Origin of the sequence: Thalassotalea euphylliae, from assembly GCF_042682785.1 — a bacterium.
Classification (GTDB): Bacteria; Pseudomonadota; Gammaproteobacteria; order Enterobacterales; family Alteromonadaceae; genus Thalassotalea_F; species Thalassotalea_F euphylliae.
This window is the reverse complement of record NZ_JBHUIB010000003.1, coordinates 1,026,424-1,041,494: the sequence shown is the minus strand read 5'-3', so window position 1 is coordinate 1,041,494 and position 15,071 is coordinate 1,026,424. Positions and strand designations below refer to the sequence as shown.

General features: G+C 42.2%; 14 protein-coding genes. 3 read left to right on the top strand and 11 right to left on the bottom strand.

Features of this window, described 5'->3' with window-relative positions; genetic code table 11:
* Nucleotides 1-55: 55 nt before the first annotated feature.
* From ACFSJY_RS12010 to ACFSJY_RS11970, 9 genes are all read right to left on the bottom strand, one after another.
* Nucleotides 56-529, bottom strand: a complete 474-nt coding sequence (locus ACFSJY_RS12010; protein WP_386034552.1) for a nuclear transport factor 2 family protein — start codon at nucleotides 527-529, stop codon at nucleotides 56-58.
* On the bottom strand, nucleotides 526-924 hold the full coding sequence (locus tag ACFSJY_RS12005; RefSeq protein ID WP_386034550.1) for a VOC family protein: 399 nt from the start codon (nucleotides 922-924) through the stop codon (nucleotides 526-528). The genes ACFSJY_RS12010 and ACFSJY_RS12005 overlap by 4 nt, the downstream gene beginning before the upstream one ends.
* A gap of 40 nt (nucleotides 925-964) precedes the next feature.
* On the bottom strand, nucleotides 965-1,342 hold the full coding sequence (locus ACFSJY_RS12000; RefSeq protein WP_386034548.1) for a hypothetical protein: 378 nt from the start codon (nucleotides 1,340-1,342) through the stop codon (nucleotides 965-967).
* 142 nt (nucleotides 1,343-1,484) lie between these two features.
* Nucleotides 1,485-2,324: a 23S rRNA (adenine(2030)-N(6))-methyltransferase RlmJ gene (locus ACFSJY_RS11995; RefSeq protein ID WP_386034546.1), complete on the bottom strand. Its 840-nt coding sequence runs from the start codon at nucleotides 2,322-2,324 to the stop codon at nucleotides 1,485-1,487.
* Nucleotides 2,325-2,332: 8 nt separating this feature from the next.
* The gene (locus tag ACFSJY_RS11990) at nucleotides 2,333-3,163 is read right to left on the bottom strand and encodes a penicillin-binding transpeptidase domain-containing protein (RefSeq protein WP_386034544.1); all 831 of its coding nucleotides are present in this window, start codon (nucleotides 3,161-3,163) and stop codon (nucleotides 2,333-2,335) included.
* Between the two features lie 38 nt (nucleotides 3,164-3,201).
* Nucleotides 3,202-3,774: a MiaE family protein gene (locus ACFSJY_RS11985; RefSeq protein ID WP_386034542.1), complete on the bottom strand. Its 573-nt coding sequence runs from the start codon at nucleotides 3,772-3,774 to the stop codon at nucleotides 3,202-3,204.
* 54 nt (nucleotides 3,775-3,828) lie between these two features.
* Entirely contained in the window at nucleotides 3,829-4,461 is a 633-nt protein-coding gene (locus tag ACFSJY_RS11980; protein WP_386034540.1) for a sulfotransferase, read from the bottom strand.
* Nucleotides 4,451-5,011 (bottom strand): type II secretion system protein, encoded by a 561-nt coding sequence (locus ACFSJY_RS11975; RefSeq protein WP_386034538.1) that lies wholly within the window; start codon nucleotides 5,009-5,011, stop codon nucleotides 4,451-4,453. Before ACFSJY_RS11975 ends, ACFSJY_RS11980 begins: the two co-directional genes overlap by 11 nt.
* Before the next feature lie 72 nt (nucleotides 5,012-5,083).
* Nucleotides 5,084-5,602, bottom strand: a complete 519-nt coding sequence (locus ACFSJY_RS11970) for a methyltransferase family protein (protein WP_386034536.1) — start codon at nucleotides 5,600-5,602, stop codon at nucleotides 5,084-5,086.
* 191 nt (nucleotides 5,603-5,793) lie between these two features.
* Here ACFSJY_RS11970 and ACFSJY_RS11965 point away from each other — a divergent pair, with 191 nt between their 5' ends.
* Complete coding sequence (locus ACFSJY_RS11965) at nucleotides 5,794-6,930, top strand: BaiN/RdsA family NAD(P)/FAD-dependent oxidoreductase (protein WP_386035033.1); 1,137 nt, start codon at nucleotides 5,794-5,796, stop codon at nucleotides 6,928-6,930.
* A gap of 90 nt (nucleotides 6,931-7,020) precedes the next feature.
* On the top strand, nucleotides 7,021-9,006 hold the full coding sequence (locus ACFSJY_RS11960) for a winged helix-turn-helix domain-containing protein (RefSeq protein ID WP_386034534.1): 1,986 nt from the start codon (nucleotides 7,021-7,023) through the stop codon (nucleotides 9,004-9,006).
* Between the two features lie 43 nt (nucleotides 9,007-9,049).
* Here ACFSJY_RS11960 and ACFSJY_RS11955 read toward each other — a convergent pair whose 3' ends face one another.
* On the bottom strand, nucleotides 9,050-11,257 hold the full coding sequence (locus ACFSJY_RS11955; RefSeq protein WP_386034532.1) for a DUF5916 domain-containing protein: 2,208 nt from the start codon (nucleotides 11,255-11,257) through the stop codon (nucleotides 9,050-9,052).
* A gap of 446 nt (nucleotides 11,258-11,703) precedes the next feature.
* Here ACFSJY_RS11955 and ACFSJY_RS11950 point away from each other — a divergent pair, with 446 nt between their 5' ends.
* Nucleotides 11,704-14,067: a TonB-dependent receptor gene (locus tag ACFSJY_RS11950; protein WP_386034530.1), complete on the top strand. Its 2,364-nt coding sequence runs from the start codon at nucleotides 11,704-11,706 to the stop codon at nucleotides 14,065-14,067.
* On the opposite strand, the gene ACFSJY_RS11945 is transcribed toward ACFSJY_RS11950, so the two are convergent.
* Nucleotides 14,064-14,990, bottom strand: a complete 927-nt coding sequence (locus ACFSJY_RS11945) for a LysR family transcriptional regulator (protein ID WP_386034528.1) — start codon at nucleotides 14,988-14,990, stop codon at nucleotides 14,064-14,066. The genes ACFSJY_RS11950 and ACFSJY_RS11945 overlap by 4 nt on opposite strands.
* Nucleotides 14,991-15,071 lie beyond the last annotated feature (81 nt).

Below are 15,071 nucleotides of genomic sequence, written 5' to 3'. Positions count from 1 at the left end.
TCAACATTAAAAAAGCCGCTTTAGCGCGGCTTTTTTAATGAGTGATTGTTATAAATTACTTCTCTGTAGGAATTTTTGTCGCTTGCCATGCTACCGCTTGCCATTTTCCGTCACGCTTTAGAAAAGTACCGGTATTGAAATAGGTTTGTTGCATCTCTTTTGCGTCTTTATGTGCCTTATGCATCAGCTTAAACGCGACAATAGCGGTATCGCCATATACTCTAATATCTGTTTCCTCTGCCCAATAATGTGGAACGGGTTGGCCGTCTTTACTCGCCGAGTCATTAATGCCTTTCATAATGAATGCTTTGTCAAAACGAGTGCCAGAAGAACTGGTATAGATTAAATCGTCTGCCCAAAATCTATCGTGGTTCTTTTTATCGTCTTGCACGCTGTTGGCTAAAAAGTCGTTTAGCAATTGCTCTAGCACTGCTTTGTCTGCTGGCTGAGCATTCGCTTGCACTGTAAATAGCCCAATCAATAAGCTTGATACAATGGTCGTTTTAATTATTTTGAAGAGTGAATTCATGAGTTACCTGGTTGTTTTTCTTCCATTATTCCTACTAGGTTATCATCAGGATCACGGATAAAGCCAATCCATAAATCGTGATCTGGCATTTTAGCGGCCAACTGAGGGGCGCGTTCGATTGTTATACCCATTGAAGAAAGCGACGAAAAATACGCCTCGATATCGACGGTTTGATAATAAATAACGGAAGTGTGATGGTCTTTCGGCTCCCCCTGCAAGGTTGTTAACATCAGCCGGTTGTCGCCTAGCAGGAGAAAAGCGAGATTCGGCGGTACATCAAACGCTAAGGGTATGCCAAGCTTTCTATGGTAAAAATCCACTGCTGAATCTAAATCTGATATCGCAATAGCAATTTGCTCTACGCCGAGTAACTTAGGGTTGTTTGAAGAAGACATAGCTAATGAGGCAATAATTGCCAGTGACGAAAAGTACTGTTTATACCTTACGTTGTTTTTTGAGCAACCACCAAGAAAATAGCATGATTAATGTAAGCCCTGAGGTACAGGCAAAAGCATTTATAACATTGACGGTATCGTCAAAAAATATGGCAATGCCATTTGGCCACCACGCGGCTGAGCCACTGATATGACTTGGTGTGACCACTAAAAGTACAACAAAGAAGCGAATTGAGGTTTTCAACCAATAGTGTTCGATTGATGAGGTCAGTGCATACGTGACGGCAACAACGCCACAGACTAAAAAGACAAAGCCTGGCAAGAATATCATCATTAACCCACTTAACTCACCAGCCATAGTAAAGGTCGGAGTCGCTAATGTGATAACAAACAATAATAATTTAGTAATTGACGGCATACACAGAATATTTGATTAAGCTGACGATATAATAGCCAATTTAATTCGAATTCTGCGTTACAGTTTGTATGAAAGGTATAAGAAAATGTTTCAGTGGCAGAAAGTTTGGGACAAGAGGGCATATAGCGCCCTCAAAGTATGTCTATTCGTTTACAAGTTGGCGCAGAGTAAACTGACTTTTTTGTGTACCAAGCGTACTAACTAGGTAAGGTAGTGCAGTTTCTAATTCTGCTTCAAGTTGCCACGGCGGGTTAACAATAAATAATCCTGTCCCTGTCATACCGTATTCTTCGCTATCGGCTAGCAAACACAATTCTGTTTGCAATATATTTCGAATACCGCTGTCTGTAAGGCCTTTTTCCATGGCATCAATAAAGTGACGCTTCACAACGGGATACCAAATTATAAAGGTTCCAGTAGCGAATTTTGTATGCGCTTTAACGACTGTATCGACTGCTTTTTGATAATCGTCTTTGATTTCATAAGGCGGGTCTATCAGTAAAACACCGCGCCTTGTCGTCGGCGGCATTTGACTGACCACGCCTTTGTAGCCATCTTTTTTCTGTAGACGGCATTGTTTCCACGTGTCTGTAAATTCAGTTAGCAGTTCAAAGTCAGTCGGGTGAATTTCAAACAGTCGGGCTGTATCTTGTTTACGTGCGTATGCTTGCGCAATAGCGGGGGAGCCGGGGTAAACTGATAACTCCGCACGATTATTCAGCGATTGAATAAGGTCTACATAACTATCAAGCAAGGGAGGTAAATTGTTTTTTTGGTACAGCTTGTCGATGCCGTCTTTGTATTCCCCTGTTTTTTGGGCGTAGTCATCTGCCAACTGATACATGCCAGCACCGGAATGACTGTCGAAATAACAATAGCCTTTTTCTTTCTTGGCCATGTATTCCAATACGTAGGCCAATACACTGTGTTTTAAAACATCAGCAAAGTTTCCAGCATGAAAGGCGTGACGATAGCTTAGCAAGAGAGCTCCTATTGATATTTATGATGCAGCGTATAACCGTAATGGGACAGGTATTTTTCAGCAATAATCATTCGTTTTTTTACGACATCTCTGAACGACCCTTCACTGGCATGTGCTGCGAAAATGTGCCATTGCCCGTTATCTTCAATAGCACCTACAAACCAGCCTTCTGCGAGTGTATTACTTAATGTCCCCGTACCTGTTTTGGCATAAATGACATGTGTTGGGTGAGTTTGGTGCTCAGTTAATGGCTTGAGCAACGCGTAAGTTTCGTTTTTTAACGGTAACTCTTGATGATAAAGCTTGCGTAAAAATGATACCTGTTCGGTTGCTGAAATTTTAATGCTTTCTTCCAACCAGAAATTATCGAGACCTGAGCTGATATTTTGGTTGCCGTAATCAAAGTCAGCTAAATATTTCACCATACGTTGCTCGCCAATTTGAGTCGCAAATTCACGATATAAAGGCACCGCTGATACTTGGTAAGCGCTTCGCAATGTATGTGCCTTACTTGTCCATGATGAAGGCCACCACGATTCGGGCGGATACATGTTCGTGTTTGCGCTAAAGGTCTGCGACAAGTCATTAACGACGCCCGTATCAAGGGCAATCATTGAGTTAGGTATCTTAAATGTCGAAAAAGGGCGATAGCGGGTATCTGCGCGTTTAGGGTTGTGTTTAAACAGTTCGCCTGACGCGTTTAGAAATACAAAGCTACATGCGTCAGTCTGGGTTTCGCAAGGTAGCGACTCATTTGCAGAGGCGCTTGCCGTAATAGCTGAAGCGGTAAAAATGCATAAGCTAATGACGATGCTTGATAAAATCTTCCCTGATGTCATAGAAAACCCTGTACGTATTGTTTTAACGCATATGTGTATTAGTGAAGCGCTGCACGGAATGGTAATTTCGCACAAATGTCAGCTTCTGCGATCAAAATCTCTTCTAAACGTTGATCTACGTCTTCTTTGTCAAAATACTCGTAGGCAAGTTCCACAAACAAGTTTTTATGTTTCTCTTCCGATTTAGCGATACCCACATAAAAGTCTTTATCTTTACCTTGAGGAAGCGCTTCTGCTACCAAAGAAAAACGCTCGTGACCACGCGCTTCAATCACACCAGCTACTAATAGTCGGTCCATTAAGAACTCATCTCGACCATTTCTGAAAAGTTTGCGGATGTCTTTAATGTAAGTGTCTTTTTTGTCGTCAGCTAACTGAACATCACGCGCTAAAAGTAGTTTTAACACTTGTTTGAAGTGGATGAGTTCTTCTAGTGCCAGATCAGTCATTGCTTTTACAAGCTTGATACGATCGGGGTAGTGAGACAACATCGACATAGCCATACCCGATGCTTTTTTCTCAGCAGCTGCATGGTCTTGCAAAAAGCTATCAAAATCTGCCATTACCGCTTCAGTCCACTCGAACGGTGTTTGGTACTTCAATTCAAACATAGTGATTAATTTTGCCTAGAAAGTTAAAGGCGGCGATTTTACCAGCCTATCGGCCTAGTACAAAGCACTATCTATGCGTCCATTGCGTGTTGATGCAATTTTTAGCGGATGTTTGATTTTATTCCACGCAGTTACCTTACCGCCAATATTTATACGTTCAAAACCAGGGTGGTCATGAGGTGGGATAACGTCAAGAAAAGCACAATACATATCAAAGCTATCTTTATCTTTAATATCAATGGTTAACAGGTCTTGGTTGCGGCCAATAAAATAGTGGGCAATATGTTTTTGATGTCGGTTGTAGCAGTCAATTAAGAAGCTATCATCATGAATATTGTCAATTGTTAGGGGGGCAAATACTTGGTTGTAACAGCGTTTCAGATAGGGGTTAAAGCCACCATCATCTCGCTGAAGATTGTCAAACATTCGAAGCAACAATTGTCGAATTGAGGGTACCCAAGATTCTGTATTTCGCACTAAATTAACAAATTTACTGTTAGGGTATAACTTGTCCAATGCTTGGTAATCAGCAAATATAGGCGTATCTGCTACAACTTGGCTGTCCTTAATACTGTCTTGCGTATAAGCCGTATGCGCTGTTTTTAGTCCTAAACCTAAACTGGCAACGCATACGCTGGTAGTCGCTGTTCGCGGTAGACCAATAATCCAAACCTTATTAACACTCACTAAAATCTACGCCGACAATAGAAGGTTGTACAGGATCTGGATTGGCGTTTGCGTTTTGATTCATGTAGTAGACATAGCATTGGTCTTGGTTGACGTTGTAGCCATTAGGAAAAATAACGAATCCACGGCCTGTGCCTAGTGAAGAATAACCGCGAGAATTAAACCAGTTCTGACCACGCTGGCGAACACACCATTTAAGATCTGGATCATTGCAGTTGTTATTGTTTACCTGACCAATGTCTTCAAAATCGACTAAAAAAGCGAACGTGTTATTCCAGCGTCCATCAGGTAATTCACCACGTACACGAATAGTTTCACCTGTATCGAGTGTGTATTGATTTCGCGCATTATTGAAGCGAGATTGATCTAGAATGATTTGATTCGCAACCAGCGTTTCAGCTGATTTAAGTGCGCCTTTCATTGCGTTCATGTTTGCTTGAACTGCGTCTTTCTGAAGATCGATGAACTTTGGCAACGCCGTTGCCGCTAGAATACCTAAAATGACAATAACGACAACCAATTCTATTAACGTAAAACCGTTCTTACGCATAATACACCTCTGATTGGACCAGTTGTTTAGGCTCAGTGTACGTGAAAAGCGTCATTAAAAACAACAATGTTGTTAAAGCCAGCGGCGAGTCTTTAGACAGTATTCCTTGTACTCTTCACCAAAAATTTTGGTAAGCGCATGCTCTTCCGGAGCAATTTGATACTTGTTCATATACCAAATAAAGCCCGCACACCAAATAAAAGCAAGGTAATGACTTAAAAAGAAAGCGAATCCTATTAAAAAGCACAGAAAACCAATATACATTGGGTTACGCGTAACGCTATAAATGCCAGAAACAACAAGGGATGAAGAGCTATCTGGTGTCATTGGGTTAACGGTTGTTTGCGCGCGCTTAAATGACAACACGCCCGCTAACGCGAAGGCGAATCCTAGTGTTGAAAACGCTAAAAATAAAAGAATAGGTTGTGGTGGTTGAAAGAGAAGTTCAGGTGTTACTGCTTGAACTATCCACATCAACAGGCAGCAAATAAATACTAATACGACAGGTGGAATTTTTAACGCTAACATCGCGATATTGATGACTAAAGGGTATGTACACTGATTATCGTTTAGGGCTGCATAGATATTCAAGTAAATTCATATACATACCGACTCAAGTGGTTAAAAAATGCCTGCTACATAAACTTTTTATCTTTTAGCGATATTCATAAATTTAAATACAGATGACTAACTGGTAAAATTCTGCCTCTTTTTGTGTGTGGGTAGATTACGTTTTGAAAAAGACAGATGTTGTCATTATCGGTGCAGGCGCTGCAGGTTTAATGTGCGCGGCTACGGCAGGCTATCGCGGTAAGTCTGTTGTTGTTGTTGATATGGGTAAAAAGCCTGGGCGAAAAATATTGATTAGTGGCGGCGGTCGTTGCAATTTTACTAATGAAAACGCCAGTCCTGAAAATTATCTGTGCCAAAACCCACATTTTGTGAAGTCAGCATTAAGTCGATATACAGCACGGGATTTTATTGAGTTAGTTGAACGTCACGCGATGCCATTTCACCATAAAACGCTTGGGCAGTTATTCTGCGATAACGGCGCGCAAGATATTGTTGACGTGTTAATGACAGAGTGTGAATGGGCCGGTGTCGAAGTTGCGTTGCGAAGCGAAGTATTATCGGTCGCAAAACAAGAGAGTGGTTACCTTATCAAAACAACTGATGAGAGCTACGAGTGTGAATCGTTAGTTGTAGCGTCAGGTGGTTTAACCATGCCAAAACTTGGTGCAACACCAATTGGCTACAAGATTGCTGAGCAGTTTGATTTAGACGTCTTACCTACAATGGCGGCGTTAGTGCCATTTACGTTACATGATCACGATAAGCAGCGCTTTGATGGTTTATCAGGTATCAGCTTGCCAACTGTAGTAACCGCGGAAGACGGCACGCAGTTTAGAGAGAATATTTTGTTTACGCATCGTGGTCTTTCTGGGCCTGCAATATTACAGATATCTTCGTTCTGGCGAGCAGGGCAAGCCGTTACAATTGATCTATTGCCAGATTCTCCGATTGACGGCTTAGTAAAAGAATGGCGTGAAACGAGCCCGCAAAAGTCGTTGAAAAACCTGTTGGCGACTATCATGCCTAAACGCTTAGTTGAATCCATGGTGAGCAACAAAGAAATTAGCGATAAAGCGATTAACCAAATCAGCAATGACGAAGTGACATATCTGGGTCAATACCTGCACCAATGGCAAATTAAACCCAATGGTACCGAAGGTTACCGCACCGCTGAGGTGACCCTGGGAGGCGTGAATACTGATGAGTTATCCAGCAAAACGTTTGAGAGTAAAAAAGTGCCAGGCTTATTTTTCATCGGCGAAGTGATTGATGTCACCGGTTGGCTAGGAGGCTACAACTTCCAGTTTGCTTGGAGTTCTGGTGTGGCTTGCGGGCAAGCATGTTAAGTATTTCAATCGACAATCAATGTGCTTGATGTGCTATGCTAATTTTACAATTTATTCATATAGTTAGGTCGTAGTTTAGTGCAGGCTTCCTTGGTAAAGTTTCGTGGGTTCTTGTTTGACAGAAAACAAGGCGTATTAAGCCGCGACGAAGAATTTTTCCATTTGGAACACCAGCAGGCAAAAATTCTAAATTTCCTTATCGACAACAAAGACACAGTCGTATCTCGAGAGCAAATTGCAGAGCAAATTTGGCAGGGTGTCATTGTAGAAGATAACACCATAAGTAAAGCCATCACTCGACTGAGAAAAGTGCTTAACGATAGTGCTAAATCATCCTCAATTATTAAAACTATCCCGAAAAAGGGTTACCAGTTTATTGCGGAACTTGAAGAGGTTACAGAGACCCCAGAAGAGCACGTCGACGTTGGCTTATCGTCAAAAATAAGCATAGGGTACAAAGCTACGGCAGCGTTAACTGTCGCGTTCCTCTTATTTATATTGCTGCCAGAAATGCAGAAAGAAAGCACGCCAACGGCGGTTACTCAGCCAATACCAGTTTCAGTGCCACAACCGATAAGCTTCAGAGAGGGTATAGAGCTTAATGCCCATCTACATGCAGATAAACATAAATTGGTATTTATTGGTAATGAAGGTGATGGCTACGGCATTTATACAAAACAAATTGGTGATGCCAATGCCCAATTGTTGACTTCGGTAAGTGCCAGAAGTGTTTACCCCAAATGGCTGCAACCAGAGGGCTCATCGATCGTCTATAGTGATATCGATGAAACGGGGCAATGCCAAATATACCGGCTAGAAAGTATCCATATTCCAAAGAAAGAAGTCATTGCTACGTGTATACAAGAGTCACCCGTTGAGGTGTTCGTGTTAAATCAAACAGGCAGTTTTGTTTGGTCTGATGATGCGGGTTCGTGGCAACAAAATATATCGAAGGGGAGTCGACAATCGTTACCTTATGACAGCAGAGGTGTACGTTTTCAAATGCCATCGCCTAATGGCCTGTTGTGGGCAGTGCTTAAAGATGTCGGCGACCTGTCAACACTTGTTGTATACGAGATCAACAGTAAACGCGTGGTACTAGAACACGAGCTACCATACAATATCGCGCACTTTAGGTGGTCAGAAGCGAGTGATGCGCTCTATCACTTAGGCGAGCATCCTGCGAATCAGCTTTATCAACTATCTTTAGAAGGCAAGCGCACACTGCTTGCCTCTACGTCTGTCGGCACAATGACAAGTATTAGTGATGTGCAATCACAAGATTCGATAGAATTTGTGATTAGTGTTGTCGATCTCGACATTCATCAAATCACGCAAAACGAAGAAACAAAAAGAATAAATTCACCGTTTGCAGACTATAACCCCGCGCTATCTAACTCTTCCTACAAGCTAGCATTCGCGTCGAAACGCACAGGGTCGGCTCAAGTGTGGCTTGAAGATAAAAACGCGTTGTTAACGCAGTTGAGCCAGTTTGAGAGGGCGAGCTATATATATGATCTGGCTTGGTCGCCTGATGAACGCCAACTACTCGTCAAACGCAATGACAGTATCCACATCATCAATCCAGAGTCTAAAGAAGAGAGCGTTTTACCGATAGATGCCAAAAACAAAGTGGATTGGCAGTGGCTATCAAACGAAAAAGTAGCCTATGTCGATCAGGTGTCTAATTCGCTTTTTAGCGTTGAATTAACGGGAAATCATTCAGCTCTCTTATTCGCCAATGTTGGAAACGCACAGTATGCCGATGGACAATGGTTTGTGTCAGACACCTCTGGTGAGTCGCTATATCTGCTGGACACAAATCTAGCGGACAAGACGCTGATATCAAGCCAATTAGATAATCGTCATTGGATTGTCATTGACGGACAACTGCACGTAGTGAATCGAGCTAAGGACAAGCCAATGAGCCTTGTAAAGCTAGTTGATGGTGAAGAAGAGGTTGTTACTTCAGGCTCTTTTAATCCGTATTCACTGGCAACGACAACATCAGGCACGCTGGTATTTCATCGAATGAGCAGCAGTGAAACCAATATCTATCAGCTTCGTTTACAGTAAGTTGAAATCAAGTTGTCGTAAACGAAGCGAGAATATCGTCAGATTAAAATACCCAATTAATTTTGGCGATAATGCTTTTTTGTATCGGGTTTGCAATTGCATTTGACGCTAACTCAGTGAAACTGATGTCTTCCTCTTGTGTGTCGTCGAAGCCGTTATGTGAATACACCAGATAAAATCGCGAGCCGTTATCAAATTTTTTGCGATATCTTGCCTGCAATGCAAATTGGCTCATGTTGAAATCATCACCAGCTGCAAACTCACTGTTTTTAGCGTCTATGCCTGTTGCTTTTAATCCAAACCATTGTGTGGTCATGGTTATATCCGACGAGTCACTGAGACGGGCGATTAGTTTTGCGTACACTTTATTTAAATACCTGCGATAGCGCTTGACCTGTCCGTCGCTATTGCCAATTAGCCAATCATCACTGTCGATATACGTGTAATTGGCATTTAACCGGATACTGTCGGTAAAGTACGTGGTGGTATTCATCTCATACTTATTCGCCCAATCACTTTCACCTTCTTGGTAATAATCGGCACGAGTGTTAAACGAAAAGGTGGCAGGTGAAGGCGAGCTGTAATACACGTGATATTCTTGCTGTGCAGGTAGTTCAGCGACGCCGAGTTGTCTGGTAATTAAGTCATCATTGCCTTCGCTGGTGTACTCAAACCCCGCTCGAAATAAGTGTTTGGTTTTGAGCTGTAGTAAATAACTTAAATAAACATTATCGCGCAAGGTTACACCGGTTGTATTGCGCTGGTACTTGTATTCTCCATAGAACTGTTCGCGTCTCAATGCACTTTCGGCGTCGAACTGGTAGTTGTTAAATCTCGTATTGGTGGCTAAAGTTGAAATATCATTCCGCTGCATATAACCAAAATCATTGATGTTTAAATCCTTGTCTAAATACGTCCATTCGATATTGTTTTCCCAGTGTCTCACTGGCACATAGCTCGCTTTGAACGTAGCACCTTTACCAATGTTTTTTCCAATATCATCGTCGTTATTCGAATAGAGTAAATTTGAAGAAACGTTAAACTGTTCATTTAAACGGTAGCTAATATCTTGATTAATCACCATGGAATGACGGTTATTGATTGGGTTGGATACGTAATTAAACAGTTGACCTATGCTGAGCTGATCCAAAAACGAATACCAACGAAAACTCGCGAAATCTTTGCCATCGTTTTTAACCACATCGTCTTCTTTTGCAAGCAATACACCCGAGTTAATATTGCTGCCGTTATACACATATTTTGCTGCGGCTTTGATGTCGTGCAGTTGCTCCGAATCACTTTCCGCATTTGCGCCAATTCGCCGTGTATTCACAAGCTTTAAACTGTTTGGCCCTTGCACATCAAACAAGCTTTGATTAACCGTAAAGAATGGGCGCTTGTCGGTTCGTAGCGTTTCTACCGCGGTAAAGTTAACAATGAGTTCGTCAGATTCAACCTGACCAAAATCAGGCTTTACTGTCGCTATTAGTTGCTGATTTGCACTTGGCTTCCACGTTAAATCAACGCCAATGTTGTTGTCTTGGTCATCATCAATAAGATCAAAAGTACTGGTGAGGTAAGCGCTGGTTCGAAAGCTTTGTTTTTGGGTGTTGTTAACCGTTACTGGAAAAAACTCGTAGGTGAAGTTTTTTCTTCCTCGGTTGGTATCAGGAAATGAATAAGCTTGGCTATCTATTACATTGAAGCGGTGAAAGAAGACACTAATTTCTCGTTCAGTACCTGACTGTTCTTGGTAAGTGGCCGTTGTCCAAGGAATGAAAAATTCACTGTACCAATAGTTGCCTTGTTCACTGACTCTCACTTGCCAATCACCATCCCAATCTCTGCTTGATTGATTGCCTCTGCTGTAAGTGCCATCCATGGTGCCGCCGCCAAGTGTGGCGACAAATTCATATGCCGTATCGCCATCATTGTTAAAGTCGACAAATACCATGTTGAAATCTGCGCTGGTGTATTGGTCATGACCACTGTATTTGCGTGAACGTTCAGGTTGAAAGTTCTTAAAGGCTACATAAATACCTTTATCGTCTGTCGTTAAATAGGTGGTTGTTGGGTATTTGGGCTTTTCACCCGTATTTGGGAAACTTTGAATAAAGCTTTCAAACACTTGGGCGTTCTGCCACTCGGCTGTTTCAATATTGCCATCAATAACAATATCTGAATTGGCTTTTAGGTTGAAAGTTACAAAGATTGCCAATAAACAGGCAAGCTTTATCAATGTGTTTTTCATGTCGTTCTGCTCAATTAATTTGCTTGCAGAAACTGTGCGGAAAATGCAGCAGAAAAAGGTGACCAAAAGGTGACGTCTAGCTGAAATTATATGACGGGCAAGGCGTGTAGCTTACTTTTCACCTCTTACGCATTTGAGCAAACGGGCTAACGCGTTAACTAGACAGATAGCTAAATAGATAACTATAAAGATAGATAAACAGATAACTAAAAGAGAGGCTAAATTCCGCGTTAACACAATCCTATTGGCGACAGTGGGTATTCCTACATCTAATCCATTAGCTTTTAAACCATAAATGCTATTTATGATTTAAGATGATTAACCATCATTATGAATTCATTTACTCTCAACGCACACTGAAACTGAACAAAAAAACAGCGTACATAACCAGCAGGTTAACCACATAAAAACAATATAAACGCGCTGAAAAGATATGGGGAGAGTTTATGTTCAGAGAAAACAGTTTCAGTAAAAATAGAATTTGTTTAGCAGTATTGGCTGCAACAGCCATTAATACGCCAGCACTGGCACAAGAGGAACCAGATAACGGTGGCCTTGAACGTATAACGGTTACGGCACAAAAAAGAGTCCAGTCTATTCAAGAAATTCCTAGCTCGATTACCGCAGTATCAGGTGACGACTTAAAAGAACAGCAAACCAATGACTTACTCGATTTATCAGAGTCCTTGCCAAATGTGCATCTCACTGAAACATCCAGCAGCAAGCGAATTTTCATGCGTGGTATTGGTTCTGGCACTAACAGTGGTTTTGAACAGTCTGTAGCGCTTTTTCGAGATGGCATCTACATGGGGCGGGGTCATCAAGCTAAATTTCCATTACTCGATGTTGAACGACTAGAGGTAATAAAGGGGCCGCAAGCCGTTATGTTTGGCAAAAACGCAACGGCTGGTGCCATCAGTATTAGTACGCATAAACCAGCGCTAGACAGCGATGAAGTTGAAGGTAGTGTCGATGTATCTTACGGTACTGATCAACAGACGAAATTAACTGCTATTACCAATATTCCCGTCAGCGACGAGTTCGCCATTAGGTTTGCAGGGTTTACTGAATCAGCAGACGGCTACTTGAATAACGTCGCTCGAAATAAAGAAGAAGTTGAAACCGAGGCCAGCGGCTTTAGACTTAGTGCTCTTTGGCAGCCAACCGACGCGCTAGAAGTGTTAGCGCAGTTTGAATATAGTCAATTTGAAAGTGAAGGCTCTCGTTATCAATATATTATTGACGAAGACAGTCGAAACGAACAAATAGCGAGCGATCCAACAAACCCAGGAAATGTGGGTTACCGCAGTTTACTGTTGCAAGATGATTCTGGGCTAGATTATACCAGCATGGTCGATGGTTCGGGTCACCCCGGTGGTTTGGATGAAAAAAGTGAAACTGACGTTAACAATGCCATGATTCAATTTACCTATCAAATGGCTAATCATGAGCTAGTAGCTATCACTACTTACAGCGAATACGACTGGGATAGTGTTTTTGATGCTGACTACTCTGAACTGAGCTTAATCAAGCAAACCTACATTGAAGAGTTCGAGCAAATTACCCAAGAATTGAGATTGAGTTCTAATTTGTCTGGCAACTTTAACTACCTAGCAGGTATTTACTTTCAGACTGCAGATTTGAGCCATCCAAATGATATTTTGTTAGGCGCCTCGGTTTTAATTCCTGACTTAGTCGGCACGTCGTTGGGCATTGGTGCTGACTATGAACAAGAACAAACTTCATACTCTGTCTTTGGTGCAGGTAACTGGCGCTTTTCGCCAGATTGGCAGTTAAATGTCGGTTTGCGATATCAAAAAGAAGAGAAGGACGTTACCAATAGACAATATTTGTATACTGAATTTAGCGACATAACCCCAGAACCAGTGAAACAGTTTGCCCAAGCCGCAGCACCTGCGCTTACGGCGAGCTTGTCTGGCGCATACGCGAATGACTTGGCTGCAGAACGCGATGAATCACATCTATCACCGAGCGTGAGCCTACAATATTGGGGCTGGCAAGACACCATGGTGTTTGCTAACGCAAGCATCGGTTACAAAGGTGGTGGTTTTGATGGCTCGGGCCTCAATAGTTCTCAAGGCAGTGAAATTGATCCAAGCTCTGGTTTTGAGTTTGAGGATGAAAAAGCGACAGCGTATGAAGTGGGTTTTAAATCAGAATTGATTAAGAACACATGGGAGTTAAATGCCACCGCGTTTTTAACCGATTACGATGATTTACAAGTATCTGAGTTCAACGGTAATGCGTTCGTCGTGGCTAACGCTGCAGACACTCGTGTAAAAGGGATAGAGCTTGAAACGCGCTGGGCAATTAATGAGTATTGGAGCCTGAATGCCCAATTGGCGTTGCTTGACTTTGAATATCAGTCATACGAATCAGCATCACCCACGGTAAGACAAGCGGAGCTGCTTGGCATGGCAACGCAGGATTTAAGCGGAAAAACAGGGGCTTTTGCGCCAGACTACTCTGGAAACATTGAGCTTAACTATCAAAATGAAGTGTTGGGTGGCTATTGGATTGATGGTGCCTTGAGTGCTCGTTTTGTTGATGAACAATATCTAGAGCAGGATCTTGACCCGATAGCACTGCAAGAGGGTTATGAAAAATTCAATGCGCGTATTGCAATAAGCAGCCCTGATGAAACTTGGCAGGTCGCTGTCCTAGCGAAAAACCTTACCAACGAGCAAACTTTCTCGCAAGCGAATGATGTACCGGTGATCAGCTACGCACATCGTTTTTTAACTGAGCGAGGACGCGAATACCACATTCAAGCGAGTTATCGTTTCTAGTTAGTTGTTGTGTTCATTGGGAAAAGTTGATCAGCAATGCTGAACAGCTTTTCCCGCATCCATTGATTAATTTGATCATCATCGTTTTGTTGATGCCAATACATATGCACCGGTAGCAATGGCACTTCAAAAGGCAAGGGTGATACCACAATCGGCAGTTTTCCTTTCAAAGTATTTGCGTAAGCATTCGGCATGGTCAATAACATGTCACAACGACATGCAACGCTGGCCGCGGCAAAGTAGTGTTCGCACCTAAGCGCGACATTACGCGACACACCATGCTTGGCTAAGGCCATATCCACAATATCTACGGTTGAACCTTTTAATGACACTATTCCGTGAGGGTATCGTTGATAGTTTTCTATTGTTGGTGCTTTAAGAATAGGGTGGTCGGGCCGGCAAACCAGCGAGAAGTGCTCGTTGCACACGAATTTGCTGTTAATTTTTTCACTGGTGGGTACCAACACATCAATCACAATATCTATTGCCTGCTCAGTCAGTAATTGCTCCATTTCAAGGTGACTGATTTGCCGACTACGTATTTTTATATTCGGTGTATTCGTGACTAAATCGGTGACAAGAGGTGGGAAGAAAAGTGATTCCAGAATATCTCTCAACCCCAGTTTTATCTCTTTGTGATGCTGTGTGATATCAAAGCTTGTATTGGGCACTAACGTTGCCTCAAGGTTAGCCAGCGACTCAATAATTTGCGGCATAATGGTTTGGCAGGTTGGCGATGGCATCATTTTGCGTCCATGCCGAATAAACAAGGGATCGTTAAATTTCTCTCGCAGCTTTGCTAACGAATGGCTTACTGCAGGCTGTGTAATATGTAGCTTTTCAGCTGCCGCTGTAATTGAACCTTGCTGATAAACTTCTAGCAGCACGGTAAATAAATTTAAGTCGATTTTACTATGAAGCATATTTATATATGTTGATTATTTAGCATCATTTGAGTTTATATTATGGCTTTGTAGACTGAAGTCAATTGTTTAGAAAATAGT